Source organism: Pseudomonas sp. 1L-C-7-B-C1, assembly GCF_057291635.1.
This window is the reverse complement of the sequence record NZ_JBXAWH010000006.1, coordinates 120,617-138,614: the sequence shown is the minus strand read 5'-3', so window position 1 is coordinate 138,614 and position 17,998 is coordinate 120,617. Positions and strand designations below refer to the sequence as shown.

19 protein-coding genes are annotated in these 17,998 nt (G+C 59.1%); 4 read left to right on the top strand and 15 right to left on the bottom strand.

Going from position 1 to position 17,998, the window contains the following annotated elements; genetic code table 11:
- Positions 1-55: 55 nt before the first annotated feature.
- The 5 genes from fkpB to murJ all read right to left on the bottom strand — a co-directional run bounded on the left by fkpB (position 56) and on the right by murJ (position 6,464).
- Positions 56-523, bottom strand: a complete 468-nt coding sequence (gene fkpB, locus AC0Z8Z_RS11460; RefSeq protein WP_172610622.1) for an FKBP-type peptidyl-prolyl cis-trans isomerase — start codon at positions 521-523, stop codon at positions 56-58.
- On the bottom strand, positions 516-1,028 hold the full coding sequence (gene lspA, locus AC0Z8Z_RS11455) for a signal peptidase II (protein ID WP_485619176.1): 513 nt from the start codon (positions 1,026-1,028) through the stop codon (positions 516-518). Before lspA ends, fkpB begins: the two co-directional genes overlap by 8 nt.
- The gene (gene ileS, locus AC0Z8Z_RS11450; RefSeq protein WP_485619175.1) at positions 1,021-3,852 is read right to left on the bottom strand and encodes an isoleucine--tRNA ligase; all 2,832 of its coding nucleotides are present in this window, start codon (positions 3,850-3,852) and stop codon (positions 1,021-1,023) included. The genes lspA and ileS overlap by 8 nt, the downstream gene beginning before the upstream one ends.
- A gap of 1 nt (position 3,853) precedes the next feature.
- Positions 3,854-4,801, bottom strand: a complete 948-nt coding sequence (gene ribF, locus AC0Z8Z_RS11445; protein ID WP_485619174.1) for a bifunctional riboflavin kinase/FAD synthetase — start codon at positions 4,799-4,801, stop codon at positions 3,854-3,856.
- A 118-nt stretch (positions 4,802-4,919) separates the two neighbouring features.
- Complete coding sequence (gene murJ / locus AC0Z8Z_RS11440) at positions 4,920-6,464, bottom strand: murein biosynthesis integral membrane protein MurJ (RefSeq protein ID WP_122622724.1); 1,545 nt, start codon at positions 6,462-6,464, stop codon at positions 4,920-4,922.
- A 250-nt stretch (positions 6,465-6,714) separates the two neighbouring features.
- Between murJ and rpsT the strand changes: the two genes are divergently transcribed.
- Complete coding sequence (rpsT, locus tag AC0Z8Z_RS11435) at positions 6,715-6,993, top strand: 30S ribosomal protein S20 (protein ID WP_037015424.1); 279 nt, start codon at positions 6,715-6,717, stop codon at positions 6,991-6,993.
- Positions 6,994-7,061: 68 nt separating this feature from the next.
- Here the strand turns inward: rpsT and AC0Z8Z_RS11430 are convergent, their stop codons facing one another.
- The 5 genes from AC0Z8Z_RS11430 to rplU form a co-directional block, all read right to left on the bottom strand.
- Complete coding sequence (locus AC0Z8Z_RS11430) at positions 7,062-7,532, bottom strand: CreA family protein (RefSeq protein WP_108118986.1); 471 nt, start codon at positions 7,530-7,532, stop codon at positions 7,062-7,064.
- Between the two features lie 28 nt (positions 7,533-7,560).
- Positions 7,561-8,679 (bottom strand): glutamate 5-kinase, encoded by a 1,119-nt coding sequence (gene proB / locus AC0Z8Z_RS11425; protein ID WP_122535354.1) that lies wholly within the window; start codon positions 8,677-8,679, stop codon positions 7,561-7,563.
- 85 nt (positions 8,680-8,764) lie between these two features.
- On the bottom strand, positions 8,765-9,988 hold the full coding sequence (gene cgtA / locus AC0Z8Z_RS11420) for an Obg family GTPase CgtA (protein WP_122535353.1): 1,224 nt from the start codon (positions 9,986-9,988) through the stop codon (positions 8,765-8,767).
- A gap of 241 nt (positions 9,989-10,229) precedes the next feature.
- Positions 10,230-10,502: a 50S ribosomal protein L27 gene (gene rpmA / locus AC0Z8Z_RS11415; protein ID WP_037015434.1), complete on the bottom strand. Its 273-nt coding sequence runs from the start codon at positions 10,500-10,502 to the stop codon at positions 10,230-10,232.
- Positions 10,503-10,535: 33 nt separating this feature from the next.
- Positions 10,536-10,850 (bottom strand): 50S ribosomal protein L21, encoded by a 315-nt coding sequence (gene rplU, locus AC0Z8Z_RS11410; RefSeq protein WP_003230856.1) that lies wholly within the window; start codon positions 10,848-10,850, stop codon positions 10,536-10,538.
- 239 nt (positions 10,851-11,089) lie between these two features.
- On the opposite strand from rplU, the gene AC0Z8Z_RS11405 reads away from it, so the two are divergent.
- Complete coding sequence (locus AC0Z8Z_RS11405) at positions 11,090-12,058, top strand: polyprenyl synthetase family protein (RefSeq protein ID WP_485619173.1); 969 nt, start codon at positions 11,090-11,092, stop codon at positions 12,056-12,058.
- A 166-nt stretch (positions 12,059-12,224) separates the two neighbouring features.
- Positions 12,225-12,467, top strand: coding sequence for a PA4570 family protein (locus AC0Z8Z_RS11400; RefSeq protein WP_122535351.1), 243 nt, complete (start codon positions 12,225-12,227; stop codon positions 12,465-12,467).
- A gap of 81 nt (positions 12,468-12,548) precedes the next feature.
- On the opposite strand, the gene bamJ is transcribed toward AC0Z8Z_RS11400, so the two are convergent.
- The 5 genes from bamJ to AC0Z8Z_RS11375 all read right to left on the bottom strand — a co-directional run bounded on the left by bamJ (position 12,549) and on the right by AC0Z8Z_RS11375 (position 17,195).
- On the bottom strand, positions 12,549-13,166 hold the full coding sequence (gene bamJ, locus AC0Z8Z_RS11395) for a BamJ family beta-barrel-assembly machinery protein (protein WP_122535350.1): 618 nt from the start codon (positions 13,164-13,166) through the stop codon (positions 12,549-12,551).
- A gap of 83 nt (positions 13,167-13,249) precedes the next feature.
- Positions 13,250-13,555: a DUF6482 family protein gene (locus tag AC0Z8Z_RS11390; RefSeq protein ID WP_485619172.1), complete on the bottom strand. Its 306-nt coding sequence runs from the start codon at positions 13,553-13,555 to the stop codon at positions 13,250-13,252.
- 30 nt (positions 13,556-13,585) lie between these two features.
- Positions 13,586-14,074 (bottom strand): TIGR00645 family protein, encoded by a 489-nt coding sequence (locus AC0Z8Z_RS11385; RefSeq protein ID WP_122535348.1) that lies wholly within the window; start codon positions 14,072-14,074, stop codon positions 13,586-13,588.
- Between the two features lie 170 nt (positions 14,075-14,244).
- On the bottom strand, positions 14,245-14,577 hold the full coding sequence (locus AC0Z8Z_RS11380) for a PA4575 family protein (protein WP_172613027.1): 333 nt from the start codon (positions 14,575-14,577) through the stop codon (positions 14,245-14,247).
- 185 nt (positions 14,578-14,762) lie between these two features.
- The gene (locus tag AC0Z8Z_RS11375) at positions 14,763-17,195 is read right to left on the bottom strand and encodes a Lon protease family protein (protein ID WP_485619171.1); all 2,433 of its coding nucleotides are present in this window, start codon (positions 17,193-17,195) and stop codon (positions 14,763-14,765) included.
- 280 nt (positions 17,196-17,475) lie between these two features.
- Here AC0Z8Z_RS11375 and AC0Z8Z_RS11370 point away from each other — a divergent pair, with 280 nt between their 5' ends.
- The gene (locus AC0Z8Z_RS11370; RefSeq protein ID WP_122535346.1) at positions 17,476-17,964 is read left to right on the top strand and encodes a DUF3015 domain-containing protein; all 489 of its coding nucleotides are present in this window, start codon (positions 17,476-17,478) and stop codon (positions 17,962-17,964) included.
- The last annotated feature ends 34 nt before the right edge of the window (positions 17,965-17,998 follow it).

Genomic DNA, 17,998 nt, shown 5'->3' with positions numbered 1-17,998 from the left:
AACATATAAACGAAAAGGCCCCGAACTGTGCCGGGGCCAGGCGCTCTGGCAATGCTCAGAGTGCTCTCACCTCGAAGATTTCCACTTCAAAGGTCAACGTCTTGCCCGCCAGCGGGTGATTGAAATCGACGGTGACATGATCATCGTCTATTGCTTTCACCACGCCCGGCAGTTCGGTATTAGCCGCATCGTTGAAGATCACCAGCAGTCCTTCGGACAGCTCCATGTTCTGGAACTGCGAACGCGGCATGACCTGCAAGTTTTGCGGGTTCGGCTGACCGAAAGCGTTTTCCGGCGGCACCTGCAGCGTACGCTTATCCCCGGCTTTGAAACCGAAAATCAGCGTTTCGAAGCCCGGAAGCAGGCTGCCATCGCCGACCTTGAAGGTCGCCGGCGCCTTGTCGAACGTGCTGTCGACGGTGTCACCGTTTTCCAGGTGAAGCGCGAAATGCAGAGTGACTTCCGTGTTCTGACCGATCCGTGTTTCCTGAGTAGCCTGTTCGGTCACCAACTGATCAGTCATTGACGGTTTCTCCGGTTTTCTTGCTCTTGAACATGTCCAGAGCCAGCATGATCGCGCCAACGGTAATGGCGCTGTCCGCGACATTGAAGGCCGGGAAGCCGTGTTGTTTCCAATGCACGAAGATGAAGTCTATGACATGGCCGACGACGATTCGGTCATACAGATTGCCGAGCGCCCCGCCCAATACAAGGGCAAGGGCAATCGCCAGCCAGGTTTCGTCGCGCCCGAGCCGCTTGAGCCAGACCACCAGCACAACACTCACCACGACCGCAATCAACGCAAACAACCAGCGCTGCCAGCCGGAACTGTCGGCCAGAAAACTGAACGCAGCACCGGTGTTGTAGGCCAGCATCCAACTGAAGTAGTCGGGAAGGATGACGATCTGCTCGTACAACTCCAGGCGATTTTCGAAGTAGAACTTGCTGGCCTGGTCAATGACCACCACCAGCACGCTCAACCACAACCAACCCAGTCGGCCCATGCGGCCAGCTGATGCATTAGGCATAGTGACGAACCTCGCCTGCGCCGCTGATGTTGTCGACGCAACGGCCGCAGATTTCCGGATGTTCAGGATCGACCCCGACGTCCTCACGGTGATGCCAGCAGCGCGCGCACTTGGCGTGGCCGGATTTGACGACCTTTAGCTTCAGACCGGCCACTTCGGTAACCACGGCATCGGCAGGCGCGCTGACGAAAGGCGCGACGCTGGCCGTCGAGGTGATGAGCACGAAACGCAGCTCATTGCTGAGCTTGGAGAGATCCGCTACCAGCGCGTCTTCGGCGTACAGCGTAACTTCGGCTTGCAAGTTGCCGCCGATGGCCTTGGCCGCGCGCAGGTTTTCCATTTCCTTGTTGACCGCCACCTTCACCGCCATGATCCGCTCCCAGTAGGCGCGATCCAGCTCGAAGCCTTCCGGCAGCTCACTCAGCTCCTGATACCAGGTATTGAGCATGACCGACTCGTTACGCTCGCCCGGCAGGTACTGCCACAGCTCATCGGCGGTAAACGCCAGAATCGGTGCGATCCAGCGAACCAGCGCTTCGGAGATGTGGAACAGCGCGGTCTGGCAGGAACGACGCGCCTTGCTGTTGGCGCCGGTGGTGTATTGGCGATCCTTGATGATGTCGAGGTAGAAACCGCCCAGCTCCTGCACACAGAAGTTGTGCACCTTCGAGTAGACGTTCCAGAAACGGTACTCGCCGTAGTGCTCTTCCAGCTCACGTTGCAGCAGCAGCGCGCGATCCACGGCCCAGCGATCCAGCGCCAGCATGTCTTCGGCGGGCAGCAAGTCGGTGGCCGGGTTGAAGCCGGTCAGGTTCGAGAGCAGGAAGCGCGCGGTGTTGCGGATGCGACGGTACGCATCGGCGCTACGCTGCAGAATGGTGTTGGAGACGGCCATTTCGCCGGAATAGTCAGTCGCCGAAACCCAAAGACGCATGATGTCGGCGCCGAGCGTGTCGTTGACGGTCTGCGGCGCGATGACGTTACCCAGCGACTTGGACATCTTGCGGCCGTTCTCATCCACGGTAAAACCATGGGTGAGCAATTCGCGGTACGGCGCGTGATTGTCGATGGCGCAACCGGTCAGCAGCGATGAGTGGAACCAACCACGGTGTTGGTCCGAGCCTTCCAGGTACAAGTCGGCGCGTGGGCCGGTTTCGTGGCCCATGGGGTGCGAGCCGCGCAGGACGTGCCAGTGCGTGGTGCCGGAATCGAACCAGACGTCCAGAGTGTCGGAGATCTTGTCGTAGTGCGGCGCTTCGTCACCCAGCAGCTCGGCAGCGTCCATTTTGAACCAGGCTTCGATGCCTTCCTGCTCCACACGCTGAGCGACTTCTTCCATCAGCTCGACGGTTCGCGGGTGCAGCTCGCCGCTTTCCTTGCTCAGGAAAAACGGGATCGGCACGCCCCAGTTACGCTGACGGGAGATGCACCAGTCAGGGCGGTTGGCGATCATCGAGTGCAGGCGCGCCTGCCCCCACGCCGGGACAAATTTGGTTTCTTCGATGGCTTTAACGGCGCGATTGCGCAGCGTGTCGCCCGAAGTCGGCTGCTTGTCCATGCCGACGAACCACTGCGCGGTGGCGCGGTAGATCAGCGGGGTCTTGTGACGCCAGCAGTGCATGTAGCTGTGGGTGATGGTCTCGGTGTGCAACAACGCGCCGACTTCGGTCAGCTTGTCGATGATGGGCTGGTTGGCCTTGAAGATGAACTGGCCACCAAAGAACTCCAGCGACGGGCTGTACACGCCGTTGCTCTGCACCGGGCTGATGATGTCGTCGTTGGTCAGGCCGTAGGCTTTGCAGATCACAAAGTCATCGACGCCATAGGCCGGCGAGCAGTGAACGACACCGGTACCCGCGCCCAGCTCCACGTAGTCGGCCAGATAGATGGGCGACAGACGATCGTAGAACGGATGACGGAAGTTGATCAGCTCAAGTGCTGAACCCTCGGCGGTCGCCAGCACCGAACCTTCGAGATTCCAACGCTTCAGGCAGGACTCAACCAGCTCTTCGGCAAGCACCAGCAGACGCTCGCCGGTATCGACCAGCGCGTAGGTGAATTCCGGGTGAACGTTGAGCGCCTGGTTTGCCGGGATGGTCCACGGGGTGGTGGTCCAGATCACGATGGCAGCGGGCTTGTTCAGGCTTGGCAGACCGAAGGCGGCGGCGAGCTTGTCGGCATCAGCAACCGGGAAGGCCACATCGATGGTGGACGATTTCTTGTCCTGATATTCGACTTCCGCTTCAGCCAGTGCCGAGGCGCAGTCGAAACACCAGTTGACTGGCTTCAGGCCCTTGAACACGAAGCCGTTCTTGACCATTTCGGCCAACGCGCGGATTTCTCCGGCCTCGTTAGCGAAGTCCATGGTGCGGTACGGGTTGTCCCAGTCGCCGAGCACGCCCAAACGAATGAATTCGGCTTTTTGCCCTTCGATCTGTTCGCCCGCATACGCACGGCACAGCTCGCGGGTCTTGTCCGCAGGCAGGTTTTTGCCGTGGGTGACTTCGACCTTGTGCTCGATCGGCAGACCGTGGCAATCCCACCCCGGCACGTAAGGCGCGTCGAAGCCCGACAGGGTCTTCGAGCGCACGATCATGTCCTTGAGAATCTTGTTGACGGCGTGACCGATGTGGATATTGCCGTTGGCGTAAGGAGGCCCGTCGTGCAGCACGAACTTGGGCCGATCCTTGCCAATTTCGCGCAGCTTCTGGTACAGGCCAATGCTGTCCCAGCGCTGCAGAGTTTGCGGCTCGCGCTGGGGCAGGCCGGCCTTCATCGGGAAGGCGGTGTCCGGAAGATTAAGCGTGGCTTTGTAGTCGGTCATTTCAGGCTCTAAAGTTTAGCGGTTGATCGTGCCAGTGGGCACGAGCGGCAGCGACATCCGCATCGATCGCCGTCTTGAGCGCCTCAAGGGAGGCAAAGCGCTGCTCATCACGCAGCTTCTGGTGGAATACCACCGTCAAACGCCGGCCATAGATATCGCCGGTAAAATCCAGAAGGTGAATCTCCAGGTGGGGACGCCCATCGCCCGCCACGCTAGGACGCACGCCAATGTTGGCAACGCCCGGCCATACCTTGCCGTCAATCTGCGCGCTGACCAGATAGACACCGGTCAATGGCACGCGACGACGTTTGAGTTGCACGTTGGCGGTGGGTGTACCCAACTGACGCGCCAGTTTCTGGCCATGCAGCACGCGGCCGGATATCTCGAACGGACGGCCCAGCAAATGCTCGGCAAGGGTGAAGTCTGCGGCGGCCAACGCGGTGCGCACCTTGGTGCTGCTGACGCGGAAGCCGTCGATCTCGACAGTCTGTGCCGCCTCGACGGTAAAGCCCTTCTCGGCACCTACCTTTTGCAGGAATTCAAAATCACCGATCCGGTCGCAGCCAAAGCGGAAGTCGTCTCCGACCTCCAGATGCTTCACGCCCAGGCCATCGATCAGCACGGTGTCGACAAACTCCGATGCACTGAGCTTGCTGAAGCGCTGGTTGAATGCCAGACACAGCACCAGATCAACACCCTCGGCAGCGAGCAGATCGAGCTTGTCACGCAGTCGCGCCAGCCGGGCCGGCGCCGTGTCGGGAGCAAAGAACTCGCGCGGTTGCGGTTCGAAGATCACCACACAACTGGGCAAGCCCAGCTCGACGGCACGCTCACGCAGTCTCGCCAGGATAGCCTGGTGACCCCGGTGAACACCGTCGAAATTGCCAATGGTGGCGACGCAGCCCCGGTGCTGCGGGCGCAGATTGTGAAGGCCTCGAACCAGCTGCATAACGCGCTTCTTGCTCATAAAGTGGCCGATTATAACCACACACCGCCATCAACGACAGGCGACACATCCGGGCAAACCACAACAATCGACGTTAACCGGCAGAAAACGACGACTGATCCTACAGGATCGCCTTGCGAGCAAAATGCCTGACCCGGAAACCCAACACCAGCAGAGAGCCGAAATACGCCACGACGCCTGCCAGCACCAACGCGCCCAGGCGCAGAAATCGCTGCAGCATCTCACCGTCCGACCAGGCCGGCATCACATGCATCAGGCCCAGCAGCACCGCGGACATGATGGCCACGGCGACAATCAGCTTGCCCAGGAACACCGGCCACCCCGGCTGCGGCTGAAACAGATCCTGCTTGCGCAGCTGCCAGAACAACAGCAAAGCGTTCAGGCATGCGCCCACACTGATCGCCAGCGCCAGACCGGCATGAGCCAAGTGAATGACGTAGACGAAAAGCAGGTTGAACAGCTGAGTCACTATGAGGGTGAAGATCGCGATTTTCACCGGCGTGCGGATATTTTGTTGAGCATAAAAGCCCGGCGCGAGCACCTTGATCACGATGATGCCCAGCAGCCCCACCGAATACGCGACCAGCGCACGCTGGGTCATCGCGGCATCTTCACCGTCGAACTTGCCGTACTGGAACAGCGAGACGGTCAGCGGCTCGGCGAGCAGTCCGAGCGCCAGCATGCAAGGCAGCACCAGCAGAAAACACAGACGCAGGCCCCAGTCCAGAATGCGCGAATACTCCTGGCGATCCCGACTGGCGTAGGTTTTCGAGAGAATCGGCAGAAGAATCGTCCCCAATGCCACGCCGAGCACACCGGAAGGCAACTCCATCAGACGGTCGGCGTAGTACATCCACGACACTGATCCGGCAACAAGAAACGACGCAAATATCGTGTTGATGATCAGCGAAATCTGACTGACAGAGACGCCGAGCATGGCCGGCAGCATTTGCTTCATTACTCGCCAGACTCCGGTGTCGCGAAGATTCAGGCGCGGCAGCACCAGCATTCCGATCTTTTTCAGGTGCGGCAGTTGATAAAGAAGCTGTAGCAGCCCGCCCGCCAGCACCGCCCACCCCAGCGCCATCACGGGCGGGTGGAAATAAGGCGTTAGAAACAGGGCGAAAAAGATCATCGCCAGATTGAGCAGCGTCGGCACGAACGCCGGAACGGAAAAGCGATTCCACGTATTGAGGATCGCGCCAGCCAGCGACGACAGCGAGATGAGCAATATATAAGGAAAGGTCACCCGCAACAGGTCCGAAGTCAGCTGGAATTTCTCGGGCGTATCGGCAAACCCCGGCGCAGTTGCCCAGATGACCCAAGGAGCAAACACGACGCCCAATACAGTGACGATCGCCAGCGCCAACGTCAGCAGGCCGGTGACATACGCGACAAATGTGCGGGTTGCTTCTTCGCCCTGCTGGCTTTTGTATTCAGCAAGGATCGGCACGAACGCTTGGGAGAAAGCGCCTTCGGCGAAGATCCGGCGCAGCAGATTGGGCAGTTTGAAGGCAATAAAGAAGGCATCGGTAGCCATGCCGGCGCCGAATGCGCGCGCGATGATGGTGTCGCGGACAAAGCCCAGCACCCGCGAAAGCATCGTAATAGAGCTAACGGCGGCAAGCGATTTGAGTAGATTCATCGAAAGGTTGTGCGCCTGACCAAAGGAAGCGCCAAAGCGCGTTCCATATATGCGATACTCCGCGCCGCAAAACAGCTCAGAGCCAAAGCCCGCGAGTTTACAGGTCGCACGCCGGAAAGAAATCACCTCGGCACCACACGGCGACCACTCAGCGGAACGCATCAACTGCCCTTGACAAGCGTCAATCTCATCGGCATGATTCGCGGCCTATTTTGTTAGCTATTTCCCAAGTCTTTCGAGGAGCTCGACGGTGGCCAACACACCTTCCGCCAAAAAACGTGCAAAACAGGCTGAGAAGCGTCGCAGCCACAACGCCAGCATGCGTTCCATGGTTCGTACCTACATCAAGAATGTAGTTAAAGCCATCGACGCTAAAGACGCTGAAAAAGCGCAAGCTGCTTATGTTCTGGCCGTGCCAGTTATCGACCGTATGGCCGATAAAGGCATCATCCACAAGAACAAAGCTGCTCGCCATAAAGGTCGCTTGAATGGCCACATCAAGGCTCTGAACCTTGCTGCTGCAGCCTAAGCGATTCGCTTGTTAAAAAACCGACCTCAGGGTCGGTTTTTTATTGCCTTCGATTTAGCGCTTCAGCATCAAGGCGCCGGAGCTGGCGTCCATGGCAGAATCGGGATCGCGGTCACGGCATTCTGCGGACTGCCTTCGATGACCTTGTCGCTGTAGACGAGGTACACCAGCGTATTGCGCTTCTTGTCCAGGAATCGCACGACCTGCATGGTTTTGAACACCAGCGAGGTCCGTTCCTTGAACACCTCGTCACCGTCTTTCAATTGCTCTTTGAAATGAATGGGACCGACCTGCCGGCATGCGATGGACGCCTCTGCACGGTCTTCAGCCAAACCCAGGCCGCCCTTCACCCCACCGGTCTTCGCACGGGACAGATAGCAGGTCACGCCATCGACCTTAGGGTCGTCAAAGGCTTCGACCACGATCCGATCGTTAGGCCCCACCATCTTGAACACGGTCGATACCTGGCCGATCTCTTCAGCTGACGCCAGTAACGGCAACATCAGCAACGCGCCTACCAGCCCTTTCATGACTCGCATGTATGCTTCCTTCTTTTGATGATGCACTTCAGACCAGAATCAGGTTGTCACGGTGCACGAGCTCAGGCTCAGCCATGTAACCCAGTTCCCTGACGATAGCGTCGGAAGGCAGGCCAATGATCTTTTGCGCTTCCAGGGCGCTGTAATTGCTGAGACCCCGGGCAATCTCGCGACCGTCAGCCGCCACGCACACCACCATCTCGCCACGACGGAAACTGCCTTGCACCAGCTTGACGCCGACCGGCAACAGGCTCTTGTGGCTTTCGGTCAATGCCTTCACCGCCCCCTCATCCAGCACCAGCGTGCCACGGGTCTGCAGATGCCCGGCCAGCCACTGCTTGCGAGCGGCGAGCATTTCGCGCTCCGGTGAAAGCAACGTTCCCAGGCGCTCACCGGCTTTCAGACGCGCCAGCACGCGCTCGATGCGCCCCCCCACAATCACGGTGTGCGCGCCGGAACGGGCGGCGAGTCGCGCAGCACGCAATTTGGTCTGCATGCCGCCACGACCCAACGCACCGCCGGTGCCGCCGGCCACGGCATCAAGGGCAGGGTCATCGGCGCGCGCTTCATAGATGAGCTGCGCCTCGGGATTGTTGCGAGGGTCGGCATCGAACATGCCATCGCGGTCGGTCAGGATGACCAACAGATCAGCTTCAACCAGGTTGGCAACCAGCGCCGCCAGCGTGTCGTTGTCGCCGAACCGAATTTCGTCGGTGACGACCGTGTCGTTTTCATTGATGACAGGGATGACACCCAGCTCAACCAGGGTGCGCAAGGTGCTTCGGGCGTTCAGGTAGCGCTTGCGGTCAGACAGATCGTCGTGGGTCAGCAGAATCTGCGCAGTGTGCCGCTGATGCTCGGCGAAGCTGGATTCCCACGCTTGCACCAGGCCCATCTGACCAATCGCGGCGGCCGCCTGGAGCTCATGCATGGCGCTCGGTCGCGCAGTCCAGCCCAGACGGCTCATGCCGGCCGCTACCGCGCCGGATGACACCAGGACCAGTTCAACACCTGCTTCATGCAGGGCGACCATCTGCTCAACCCAAACACCCATCGCGTTGCGATCCAGACCCTTGCCGTCCGCTGTCAGCAGCGCACTTCCGATCTTCACCACCCAACGCTGGGCACCTGTCACCTTGCTCCGCATGATCTTTCAACCTTAAGCCAGAGAGTCCGAATTCTAGATACCAAAACGCCGCTTCAAGAGCGGCGTCGTAGTTTACTTCAGTCGATCAGTCGCGGACGTAAATGATTTCCGGACCATCTTCGTCTTCCACGTCTTCCTCATCCCAATCGTCGTCACCGATGTCATGGACGCTCTTCACGCCGCTGCGGCGCAAGGCACGCTGGTCATCCAGCGCCTGCAACTGGGCGCGGGCTTCGTCTTCGATGCGCTGATCCAATTCAGCCAGCTCGGCAGCGTAGGCCGGGTCATTGGCCAGACGATCAGCGCGGTCTTCGAGATAGCGCATGATGTCGTGGGTCAGGCGATCGGTGCCTTCTTTGGCAATGGCCGAGATCACGTAGACAGGGCCAGTCCACTCCAGGCGATCAATGATCTCCTGCTTGCGGGCCTCGTGCTCTTCTTCGAGGATCTGGTCGCACTTGTTCAGCACCAGCCAGCGGTCACGATCGGCCAGCGCAGGACTGAACTTGAACAGCTCGGTGACAATGACCTCAGCCGCATCCGGCGCACTGCTGTCGTCCAGCGGCGCCATGTCGACGAGGTGCAGCAGCAGACGCGTACGCGCCAGGTGCTTGAGGAAACGAATCCCCAGGCCGGCGCCGTGGGAGGCGCCTTCGATCAAGCCGGGAATATCGGCAACGACGAAGCTTTTCCAGCGATCGACACTGACGACACCCAGATTCGGCACCAGAGTCGTGAACGGGTAATCAGCAACCTTGGGCTTGGCAGCCGACACCGAACGAATGAAGGTGCTCTTGCCAGCGTTCGGCAAGCCGAGCAGACCGACGTCAGCCAGTACTTTCAGCTCAAGCTTGAGGTCACGCTGCTCACCCGGCTTGCCCGGCGTGGTCTGACGCGGTGCACGGTTGGTACTGGATTTGAAGCGCGTATTACCCAGACCGTGCCAGCCGCCATGGGCAACCAGCAGACGCTGACCCGCCTTGGTCAGGTCGCCGATGACTTCCTGGGTACCGGCGTCGATCACGGTAGTGCCGACCGGCACGCGCAGTACCAGCTCTTCACCCTTGCGACCGGTGCAGTCGGTGCTGCCGCCGTTCGAACCGCGCTCGGCGTCGAAATGGCGGGTGTAGCGGTAGTCGACCAGGGTATTGAGGTTTTCGTCGGCGACCATGTAGATCGAGCCTCCGTCACCGCCATCACCGCCGTTGGGACCACCGTTCTCGATGAATTTTTCGCGACGGAAGCTCATGCAACCGTTACCGCCATCACCGGCCTTTACTCGAATGGATACTTCATCAACAAATTTCATAGCGCACGCCTCCCGTCACAAAGACGAGCAAACAACATAAATTCATAAGGCTCTTGCAAAGATGAGCGTTGCGATACCGATCAAAAACCAGCGACTTCACACCACAACGGCCCACACAAACAGCTTTGCAAGAGACTCACCAGAAACAGGACCTTCTACAAACGAAAAAGCCCTGTCATCGACAGGGCTTTTCAGCTCAGGAGGCGTGAAGGCGAGGCCCTCACACCCCCTGAACGCAAGATTATGCCGCGACTTCAGTCTTTGGCACGATGCTTACATAGCGACGACCGAAGGCGCCTTTAACCTGGAACTTGATCACGCCTTCGACTTTAGCGAACAGGGTGTGATCCTTGCCCATACCAACGCCGTAGCCAGCGTGGAATTGGGTGCCGCGCTGACGCACGATGATGTTGCCCGGAACGATAACCTGGCCGCCATACATCTTCACGCCAAGGCGTTTGGCTTCTGAGTCGCGACCGTTACGGGTACTACCACCAGCTTTTTTGTGTGCCATGAGTCAATTCTCCTAGTGAGGATTAGGCTGAAATTAAGCCTGAATACCGGTGATTTTGATCTCGGTGTACCACTGGCGGTGGCCCATACGCTTCATGTGGTGCTTACGACGACGGAACTTGATGATGCGGATTTTATCGTGACGACCTTGGGAGATCACTTCAGCCACAACGGTAGCGCCTGCAACAACTGGAGCGCCGATGTTCACGTCGTCGCCATTGGCAACCAACAGAACGCGATCAAAAGTGACGGATTCGCCGGTAGCGATTTCCAGTTTTTCAATCTTCAGGTATTCACCTGGGGCGACCTTGTATTGCTTGCCGCCAGTAACGATTACTGCATAAGACATGGTGTATCTCCGATAATCCTGCTCACCCAGCTCTTTATAGGAAGAGGTATTGGCTGGCATGGCTGCACAAGGCTGGAAGGCCGACATGCAATTGCGTAAGGCAGGTGCTGCCCAGGAAGTTAGGGTGCGCGATTGTACGCAAGCGATCAACGCCTTGCAAGCTGCGTTATGTCACGCCTTGACAGGGTTGGGCCTGCAACCTAGCATGCCGCGCAACCCTTCTGGAGCACGTCTCGCTGATGCAACCCCAAGCCTTCTACACCGCTGTGGCGGACGACTTTACAGCCGTCGACCACATTATCAAGAAGCAGCTGACATCGCGCGTGCCGCTGGTCTCCAAAATCGGCGACTACATCACTTCTGCTGGCGGTAAACGTCTGCGCCCGTTGCTCGTTCTGTTATGCGGCAAAGCGCTGGGCTCTGGCGGTGATGACCTGCGCCTGTTGGCGGCGACCATTGAATTCCTGCACACCGCGACCCTGCTTCACGACGACGTGGTGGACATGTCCGGCATGCGCCGTGGTCGCTCGACTGCCAATGCAATGTGGGGCAACGCGCCGAGCGTGCTGGTGGGTGACTTCCTGTATTCGCGTTCATTCGAGATGATGGTCGAACTCGGCTCGATGCCAGTGATGCAGATCCTGTCGAAGGCCACTCGGGTCATCGCAGAGGGCGAAGTGTTGCAGCTGTCCAAGGTGCGCGACGCCAGCACCACCGAAGAAACCTACATGGAAGTCATCCGCGGCAAAACCGCGATGCTCTTTGAAGCGTCGACCCACAGCGCAGCTGCTCTGGCCAACGCCGGTCCGGAGCAGAGCGAAGCCCTGCGCACCTTCGGTGATCATCTCGGCGTGGCATTCCAGCTGGTCGACGACCTGCTGGACTATCGCGGCGATGCGGAAACCCTTGGCAAGAACGTCGGCGACGACCTCGCCGAAGGCAAGCCTACCCTGCCGCTGATCTACACCATGCGCGAAGGCACTCCTGAACAGGCCGCGCTGGTCCGTCAGGCCATTCAAAAGGGTGGCCTGGAAGATCTCGAAAGCATCCGCAATGCCGTGGAGCAGTCAGGTTCCCTCGAGTACACCGCCCAGCTCGCACGCGACTACATCGCTCGCGCCATTGCCTGCCTAGATGTGCTGCCACCGAGCATTTATCGCGACGCTCTCATCGAATTGAGTGAATTTGCGGTCGCTCGCACGCACTGATCGCCGCCCTGCTCCACCGAAAGCCCGTCCACGTGACGGGCTTTTTGTTGCCTGCGATCCAGGGCCGCCCCACTGCGAATACAGCCAATGCGAATTAATCTCAAATAGATCCTTGCTATTCCTCAGATAAGAATTATTCTCATTGAAACATTTTAAGGAGAATCACATGACGTATCTGATTGATGCCTGGCTTGATCGGCCACAGCCCTACCTGCGCATCCTCGATCGTGAGACAGGCCAAGTGTGCGCGGTGCTGGAGGAAGAGGCGCTCGACGAATTACGCGATCAGGGTGATCTGGATGTCAGCAGTCTGAGTTCAAGCGAACCCGGCATTCAGAAGGAGATGGTGCGAAGTCTGTTTCTGTTCTGTTATGCGCGGGCATTGCGTCCGGGCAGTGAACTGCATTGATGGAAGAGATAAAACGACAATGCCGAGCCAGCGCGGGCTGACTCGGCATATGTCGATGCATGACGCGGTCGCTACAGAACCTTACAGAACGTCGAGCAGCTCGACGTCGAATACCAGAACGCTGTGCGGCGGAATGCTGCCTACGCCCTGAGCGCCGTAGGCCAGTTCGCTAGGAACGTACAGACGCCATTTGCTGCCGGCTTTCATCAACTGAAGGGCCTCGGTCCAGCCTGGAATCACGCCGCCGACCGGAAATTCAGCCGGCTCGCCACGATCGTAGGAGCTATCAAACACGGTGCCGTCGATCAGCATGCCGTGGTAATGGGTGCGTACGTTGCTTTCGCGGGTCGGCTGAGCGCCTTCGCCTGCCGTGATCACTTCATACTGCAGACCGGAGGCCAGAGTGGTCACGCCGTCACGCTTGGCGTTCTCAGTCAGGTATTCCTTGCCAGCGCCAGCCGCTGCTTCAGCTTTGGCAGCTGCTTCGGCCTGCATGATTTCGCGGATGACTTTGAAGCTCGCGCCCATTTCTTCCTGGCCAACGCGGCTCGGCTTGCCGGCGAAAGCGTCGGTCAGGCCAGCCAGAATAGCGTCCAGGTCAACGCCCGGTGGCGGGTTGTCACGCAGTTGGTCGCCCAGTTGACGGCCAATACCGTAGCTGACGCGGGTTTCGTCGGTGGACAGATTGACTTCGGACATGAGACTGCTCCGCTGAAGAGCGCCCTCGGGCGCCCGTATTTAAAGGCCGGGCAGCCTAGCACAAAGCGTAATACCCGTAACCACTACCAGGCGGATCGAAAGGCCAGGGGAATTTTGACGTCCTGATTCAGGTTGTCGTGCCCACCGCACATTTCGTCGTGAACCACGGCGTGGACCAGATGGAACGGCATCGGCGCAACCGGCTGCAGCAGTTCGCGCGCATGCTCGACTGAGCGCAGGTGCAAAGCCTTGTTCTGCGCATCGACCAAACGATGCGCGACGCCCTGCATCCTTGCTTCCAGTAAGTAAATGCCGCCTTCGATGGAGATCAGATTCAGCTCTTCAACACCACCGGTGCTGGCGTGGGAAATGAGTTCCTGAAGGTTCATGGCAAATCCTCGCGGGCCGCAGGAAGTCGATCAGTGCTTGGTGACTTTGTCCAGAAAGCCCATGGCGCAGGCCGACACAACAAAGGTCATGTGGATGATCACGTACCACATGAGGTACTGCGGCTCGATGTTCTTGGCGTCCATGAACACCCGCAACAGGTGAATGGACGAAATCGCGACGATGGACGCAGCGACTTTCATCTTCAGGGACGAAGAATCCATCTTGCCCAGCCAGTTGAGCTTTTCTTTGCCTTCGTCGATATCCAGCTGGGACACGAAGTTCTCGTACCCGGAGATCATCACCATAACCAGCAGCCCGCCGACCAGCGCCATGTCGATCAACGACAGCAGCACCAGGATCAGATCAGACTCCGCCAGCGCGAATACATTGGGGATGATGTGAAAGATTTCCTGGAAAAACTTCAGCGCCAGCGCCAGAAGCCCCAGAGACAAACCAAAGTAGATCGGCGCCAGCAACCAGCGCGATGCGTACATGGCATTTTCGATAAAACGTTCCATTGAAGCTCACAGATAATTTAAAAGCCCGCGAGTATAGGGCGAAGGCCGATTAGCACAACCCACGGTGAAAAGAGTTGAAACAATAACGCCAGATCCGACGCCGGAAGCGCCGGACGATCCGCGTCTGCAGGTAGCACAAAGCAAACGCGGAATGCATCGAAACGCAGGGGTCAGTTGGCGGGAGACGTCCGCTGACCCACGGCGGCGTCGCTGTTGATTCTTCGCAGCTCCCCCTGAAGGTGAAGGCCCCAGATCGGGATCTCCTCCGCCGTTTGATAACCATGCATCAGGAGGCTTTCGGCAATCGCATCAAGCACCGATTCGGCAGCAATCGGCCCATGAAACGGTCCCTGAGCCTTGAGTGCGGAGGGCTGTTCGCCAGACATCCCGGCGGCGAACAACAAGGTCCACATTCCTTTATCGCCTGACAGCGGGCGTACAACACATTCGATTCGGGTCACCAGACCCAGGCATTGGCGGGTAAGACAGAGGCTGCGCGGCATGGCGAGCTCCTCATTGATTGCAGTATTCATCTCCTTCGCATAGCGAGGGAAACGCGTCAGTCCCTTTGACAACTGCTGCAACCCGACAATATCGAACAAATACCCCGTTGGAAAAGCGCGAAAACGAAAAGGGCGCCGAATGGTCATTTGGCCATCAAGCGCCCCGTTTCATTGACGTCAAAGGCCTAGCTTTTCAGCTCGGGCTGTAATTGTGGCGCCTCCTTTTCGAGCTCTTTGAGGTCGTCGTCGCTGAGCATTTCAGCGATGTCGCGCAGACGGTCCACCACCCTGCCGTTGACCGAATCGTCGGGGAATTGACCGTCCTTGTCTGCTTCTCCCACCGGCATACCCACCAGCAGGCTCAGCGCCTCATCCACCTGACGCACGGCGTACACGTGGAACTGCCCGGCACGCACGGCTTGCAGCACGCGCTCGTCGAGCATCAGCGTGGCGACGTTGGCGTGAGGGATGATTGCGCCTTGATCGCCGGTAAGACCGCGGGCTTCACAGAGTCGGAAGAAGCCTTCGATCTTCTCGTTGACGCCGCCCACCGCCTGAACTTCGCCGAACTGATTGATCGAGCCGGTGATGGCGAAGCACTGTTTGAGCGGGGTTTTCGACAGTGCGGAAATCAGCGTGCAGACCTCGCCGAGGGAAGCGCTGTCGCCATCGACATAGCCGTAGGACTGTTCCAGCGCGATGCTCGCGGAAATGGCCAGCGGGAATTCCTGGGCGTAACGGCTGCCCAGATAACCGGTGAGAATCATCACGCCCTTGGAGTGAATCGGCTGGCCCAGGTTGACCTCACGCTCGATGTCGACGATGCCGCTGCCGCCCGGGTAAACCGTCGCCGAGATCCGCGCTGGTACTCCGAACGCGGAATCACCCACCTCCAGCACTGTCAGGCCGTTGCATTTGCCGACCGCCGCACCGTGGGTGTCGATCAGGATGATGCCAGCGAGCATGTCATCGAGAATTCGGGCCGACACACGACCGGTGCGCGTGGCCTTTGCCTTCAGCGCGCGCTCGATGTGCCCGGCATCAGTGCGCTCGTCACCGGCGACGCTGCGGATGAAGTCGGCTTCGCTGACCAGCTGGAAAAGATCGCCAATGCGCGCCGACAAACGCCCCTGATGCTCGGCGAGACGCGCGCTGTACGTGGCAAGCCGCGCGACCGCATCCGCCGTCAGGGGCGCCATGCCCTCCTCCGAGGTCCGGGTTTTGAGCAACTGGGCGAACTGCTCCAGACTCTCGTCGACCATCGGAATGTCTTCGTCGAAGTCCACCAGCACCCGGAACATCTCCTGGAAGTCCGGATCGAGGTCCTGCAGCGTGTAATACAGCGACCGCGCACCAATGATGATGACTTTGACCTGCAACGGGATGGTCTGCGGGGTCAGGGTCACGGTGGCCAGACGACCCAGTTCACCCAGCGGCGCTTCCATCTTCAGCTTGCGCGATTGCAGGGAGCGCTTGAGGGCGTCCCACACAAACGGCTCGCTGAGCATTTTCTCGGCTTCCAGCACCAGGAAGCCGCCGTTGGCGCGGTGAAATGCGCCGGGGCGCAGCTGACGGTAGGTGGTGTAAAGCGCGCCCTGATCAGTGCTGTATTCGATGCGGCCGAAGAGGTTGTCATAGGTCGGGTGCGGTTCGAACACCACCGGCGCGCCACCGCTTGCGGAATGACCGACCATCAGGCTTGGGCAGTATTGCTCTTCAAGCAGCTTGCGCGCCTGAGCATCGGTCTTGCTGTCGTCGACCAGTTGTTCGACCACGGTTTTAAGCAGGTTGACCTGCACGGCCTGAAGGTAGGCGCACACTGCGGCGTTTTCGGCGTACTGCTCGGACAACGGTGCCAGCAGCGGCTGGAGCGCGAGGATGATGGTTTCCTCATTGAGCTCACGCATCTGGTTGTTGGACTCGCGTTTCCACTGCGGCAGGCTGGCGAGCTCTTCATTCAACCGCTCTTCCAGCGCCGAAATATCAGTGTGAAAACGCTCGCGCTCGGCTTCCGGCAGTTGCGAAAACTCGGCCTCGTCCAGCGCCTTTCCTTCGAGCATCGGGGTGAAGGCGATGTTGGTGTTGTCGCGGTAAAGCGCGATGTCCTTTTCCAGCGCAAGACGCTCAATGACATCGAGGGCGCGGTCGTAGCGCTGATTGAAGGCGCGGTCGATCGCGCTCTTCTTCTGCTGGTAGGACGGATGCTCGAACACCGCAGGAAACGTCGACAGCAGGTTGTCGATCAGTCCGTTGATGTCGGCGATGAAAGCGCTGGCGCTGCCGGGCGGCAGTTCCAGGGCGCGCGGCTCACGGGCGTCGTCGAAATTGTTGACGTACACCCAGTCCGACGGCGTTTGCATGCGTTTGGCTTCGGCCTTGAGGTAGCGCTTGACGAAGGAAAAGCGCCCGGTGCCGGGCTCGCCCATCACGAAGACGTTGTAGCCAGGGCGCGGCATGGCGACGCCGAACTGCAGGGCTTCGACCGCTCGTTCCTGGCCGAGCACGCCGCGAAAGGGTTCCAGATCGTTGGTTGTCGTGAAGCTGAACTGTTCAGCGGAAAAGGGACGGGTCAGCGCTTCGGGCGCGAGTCGCAAGCTGGCAGCAACAGAATCGGGCATCGGACATCCTTACATCAGGCGGGGCAGATGGGAGCATTCTGGCGCTCGCCGCACCGCACTGGCAAGGCATGAACCACCTGATCGCTTCTCCGTATGAGGAACCGGCCTACACACCCGGCGGAGGCGGATTACACGCAACAATCTGCAATTACTCACGGAACGTTCATATCGTGCCTAAACTCCAACTTGCGCGACCGGTAACAATTTAAATAACCGGTTCGCCCTGGCGCCCTACCGGCCAGGAATCCGACCCTTGGTTGAAACAACAGAGACTAAAGCTATGAAACGGATTCTTCTTGGTACTCTCTTCGCCGCTGTGTCCATCAACGCCATGGCTCAAGCGCCTGGCGGTCCGGACTGCGGTTGGGGCAACATGCTGTTTGAAGGTCAACGCGGCACTCCCGCTCACTTCCTCGCTTCCACCACCAACGGTACTTCGGGCAACGCCACCTTCGGCATGACCTCGGGCACCAACGGTTGCTCCACCAACAGCGCGCTGACCTACGGCGGCAAATCCTGGATTGCAATGAACGGCATGATGGATGAGCTCTCCAAAGACATGGCCATGGGCCAAGGCGAAGCACTGACCACGTACGCGGTCGTGTTGGGCGTTGCACCGGAAGACCGTGCGCATTTCGCCGCAGTCACCCACGAGCACTATCAGCAGATCTTCACCAAGGCCGATGCCACTGCTGAAGATGTTCACACCAACACCATCGACGTCCTGAAGAACGATCCGACACTGGCTAAATACGCGACCCAAGCTTAAAGTCGTGCCGCCTGCCTTCCTCCCCGGAAGGCAG

What these genes read in the sequence shown, in the direction of transcription:
- AC0Z8Z_RS11375 (WP_485619171.1), bottom strand. Translation starts at nt 17,195, where the DNA reads ATGCCCGATTCTGTTGCTGCCAGCTTGCGACTCGCGCCCGAAGCGCTG.
- ileS (WP_485619175.1), bottom strand. Translation starts at nt 3,852, where the DNA reads ATGACCGACTACAAAGCCACGCTTAATCTTCCGGACACCGCCTTCCCG.
- AC0Z8Z_RS11385 (WP_122535348.1), bottom strand. Translation starts at nt 14,074, where the DNA reads ATGGAACGTTTTATCGAAAATGCCATGTACGCATCGCGCTGGTTGCTG.
- lspA (WP_485619176.1), bottom strand. Translation starts at nt 1,028, where the DNA reads ATGCCTAATGCATCAGCTGGCCGCATGGGCCGACTGGGTTGGTTGTGG.
- rplU (WP_003230856.1), bottom strand. Translation starts at nt 10,850, where the DNA reads ATGTCTTATGCAGTAATCGTTACTGGCGGCAAGCAATACAAGGTCGCC.
- AC0Z8Z_RS11370 (WP_122535346.1), top strand. Translation starts at nt 17,476, where the DNA reads ATGAAACGGATTCTTCTTGGTACTCTCTTCGCCGCTGTGTCCATCAAC.
- proB (WP_122535354.1), bottom strand. Translation starts at nt 8,679, where the DNA reads ATGCGGAGCAAGGTGACAGGTGCCCAGCGTTGGGTGGTGAAGATCGGA.
- cgtA (WP_122535353.1), bottom strand. Translation starts at nt 9,988, where the DNA reads ATGAAATTTGTTGATGAAGTATCCATTCGAGTAAAGGCCGGTGATGGC.
- rpmA (WP_037015434.1), bottom strand. Translation starts at nt 10,502, where the DNA reads ATGGCACACAAAAAAGCTGGTGGTAGTACCCGTAACGGTCGCGACTCA.
- AC0Z8Z_RS11430 (WP_108118986.1), bottom strand. Translation starts at nt 7,532, where the DNA reads ATGCGAGTCATGAAAGGGCTGGTAGGCGCGTTGCTGATGTTGCCGTTA.
- AC0Z8Z_RS11405 (WP_485619173.1), top strand. Translation starts at nt 11,090, where the DNA reads ATGCAACCCCAAGCCTTCTACACCGCTGTGGCGGACGACTTTACAGCC.
- AC0Z8Z_RS11380 (WP_172613027.1), bottom strand. Translation starts at nt 14,577, where the DNA reads ATGCCGCGCAGCCTCTGTCTTACCCGCCAATGCCTGGGTCTGGTGACC.
- ribF (WP_485619174.1), bottom strand. Translation starts at nt 4,801, where the DNA reads ATGCAGCTGGTTCGAGGCCTTCACAATCTGCGCCCGCAGCACCGGGGC.
- bamJ (WP_122535350.1), bottom strand. Translation starts at nt 13,166, where the DNA reads ATGTCCGAAGTCAATCTGTCCACCGACGAAACCCGCGTCAGCTACGGT.
- murJ (WP_122622724.1), bottom strand. Translation starts at nt 6,464, where the DNA reads ATGAATCTACTCAAATCGCTTGCCGCCGTTAGCTCTATTACGATGCTT.
- AC0Z8Z_RS11390 (WP_485619172.1), bottom strand. Translation starts at nt 13,555, where the DNA reads ATGAACCTTCAGGAACTCATTTCCCACGCCAGCACCGGTGGTGTTGAA.
- fkpB (WP_172610622.1), bottom strand. Translation starts at nt 523, where the DNA reads ATGACTGATCAGTTGGTGACCGAACAGGCTACTCAGGAAACACGGATC.
- AC0Z8Z_RS11400 (WP_122535351.1), top strand. Translation starts at nt 12,225, where the DNA reads ATGACGTATCTGATTGATGCCTGGCTTGATCGGCCACAGCCCTACCTG.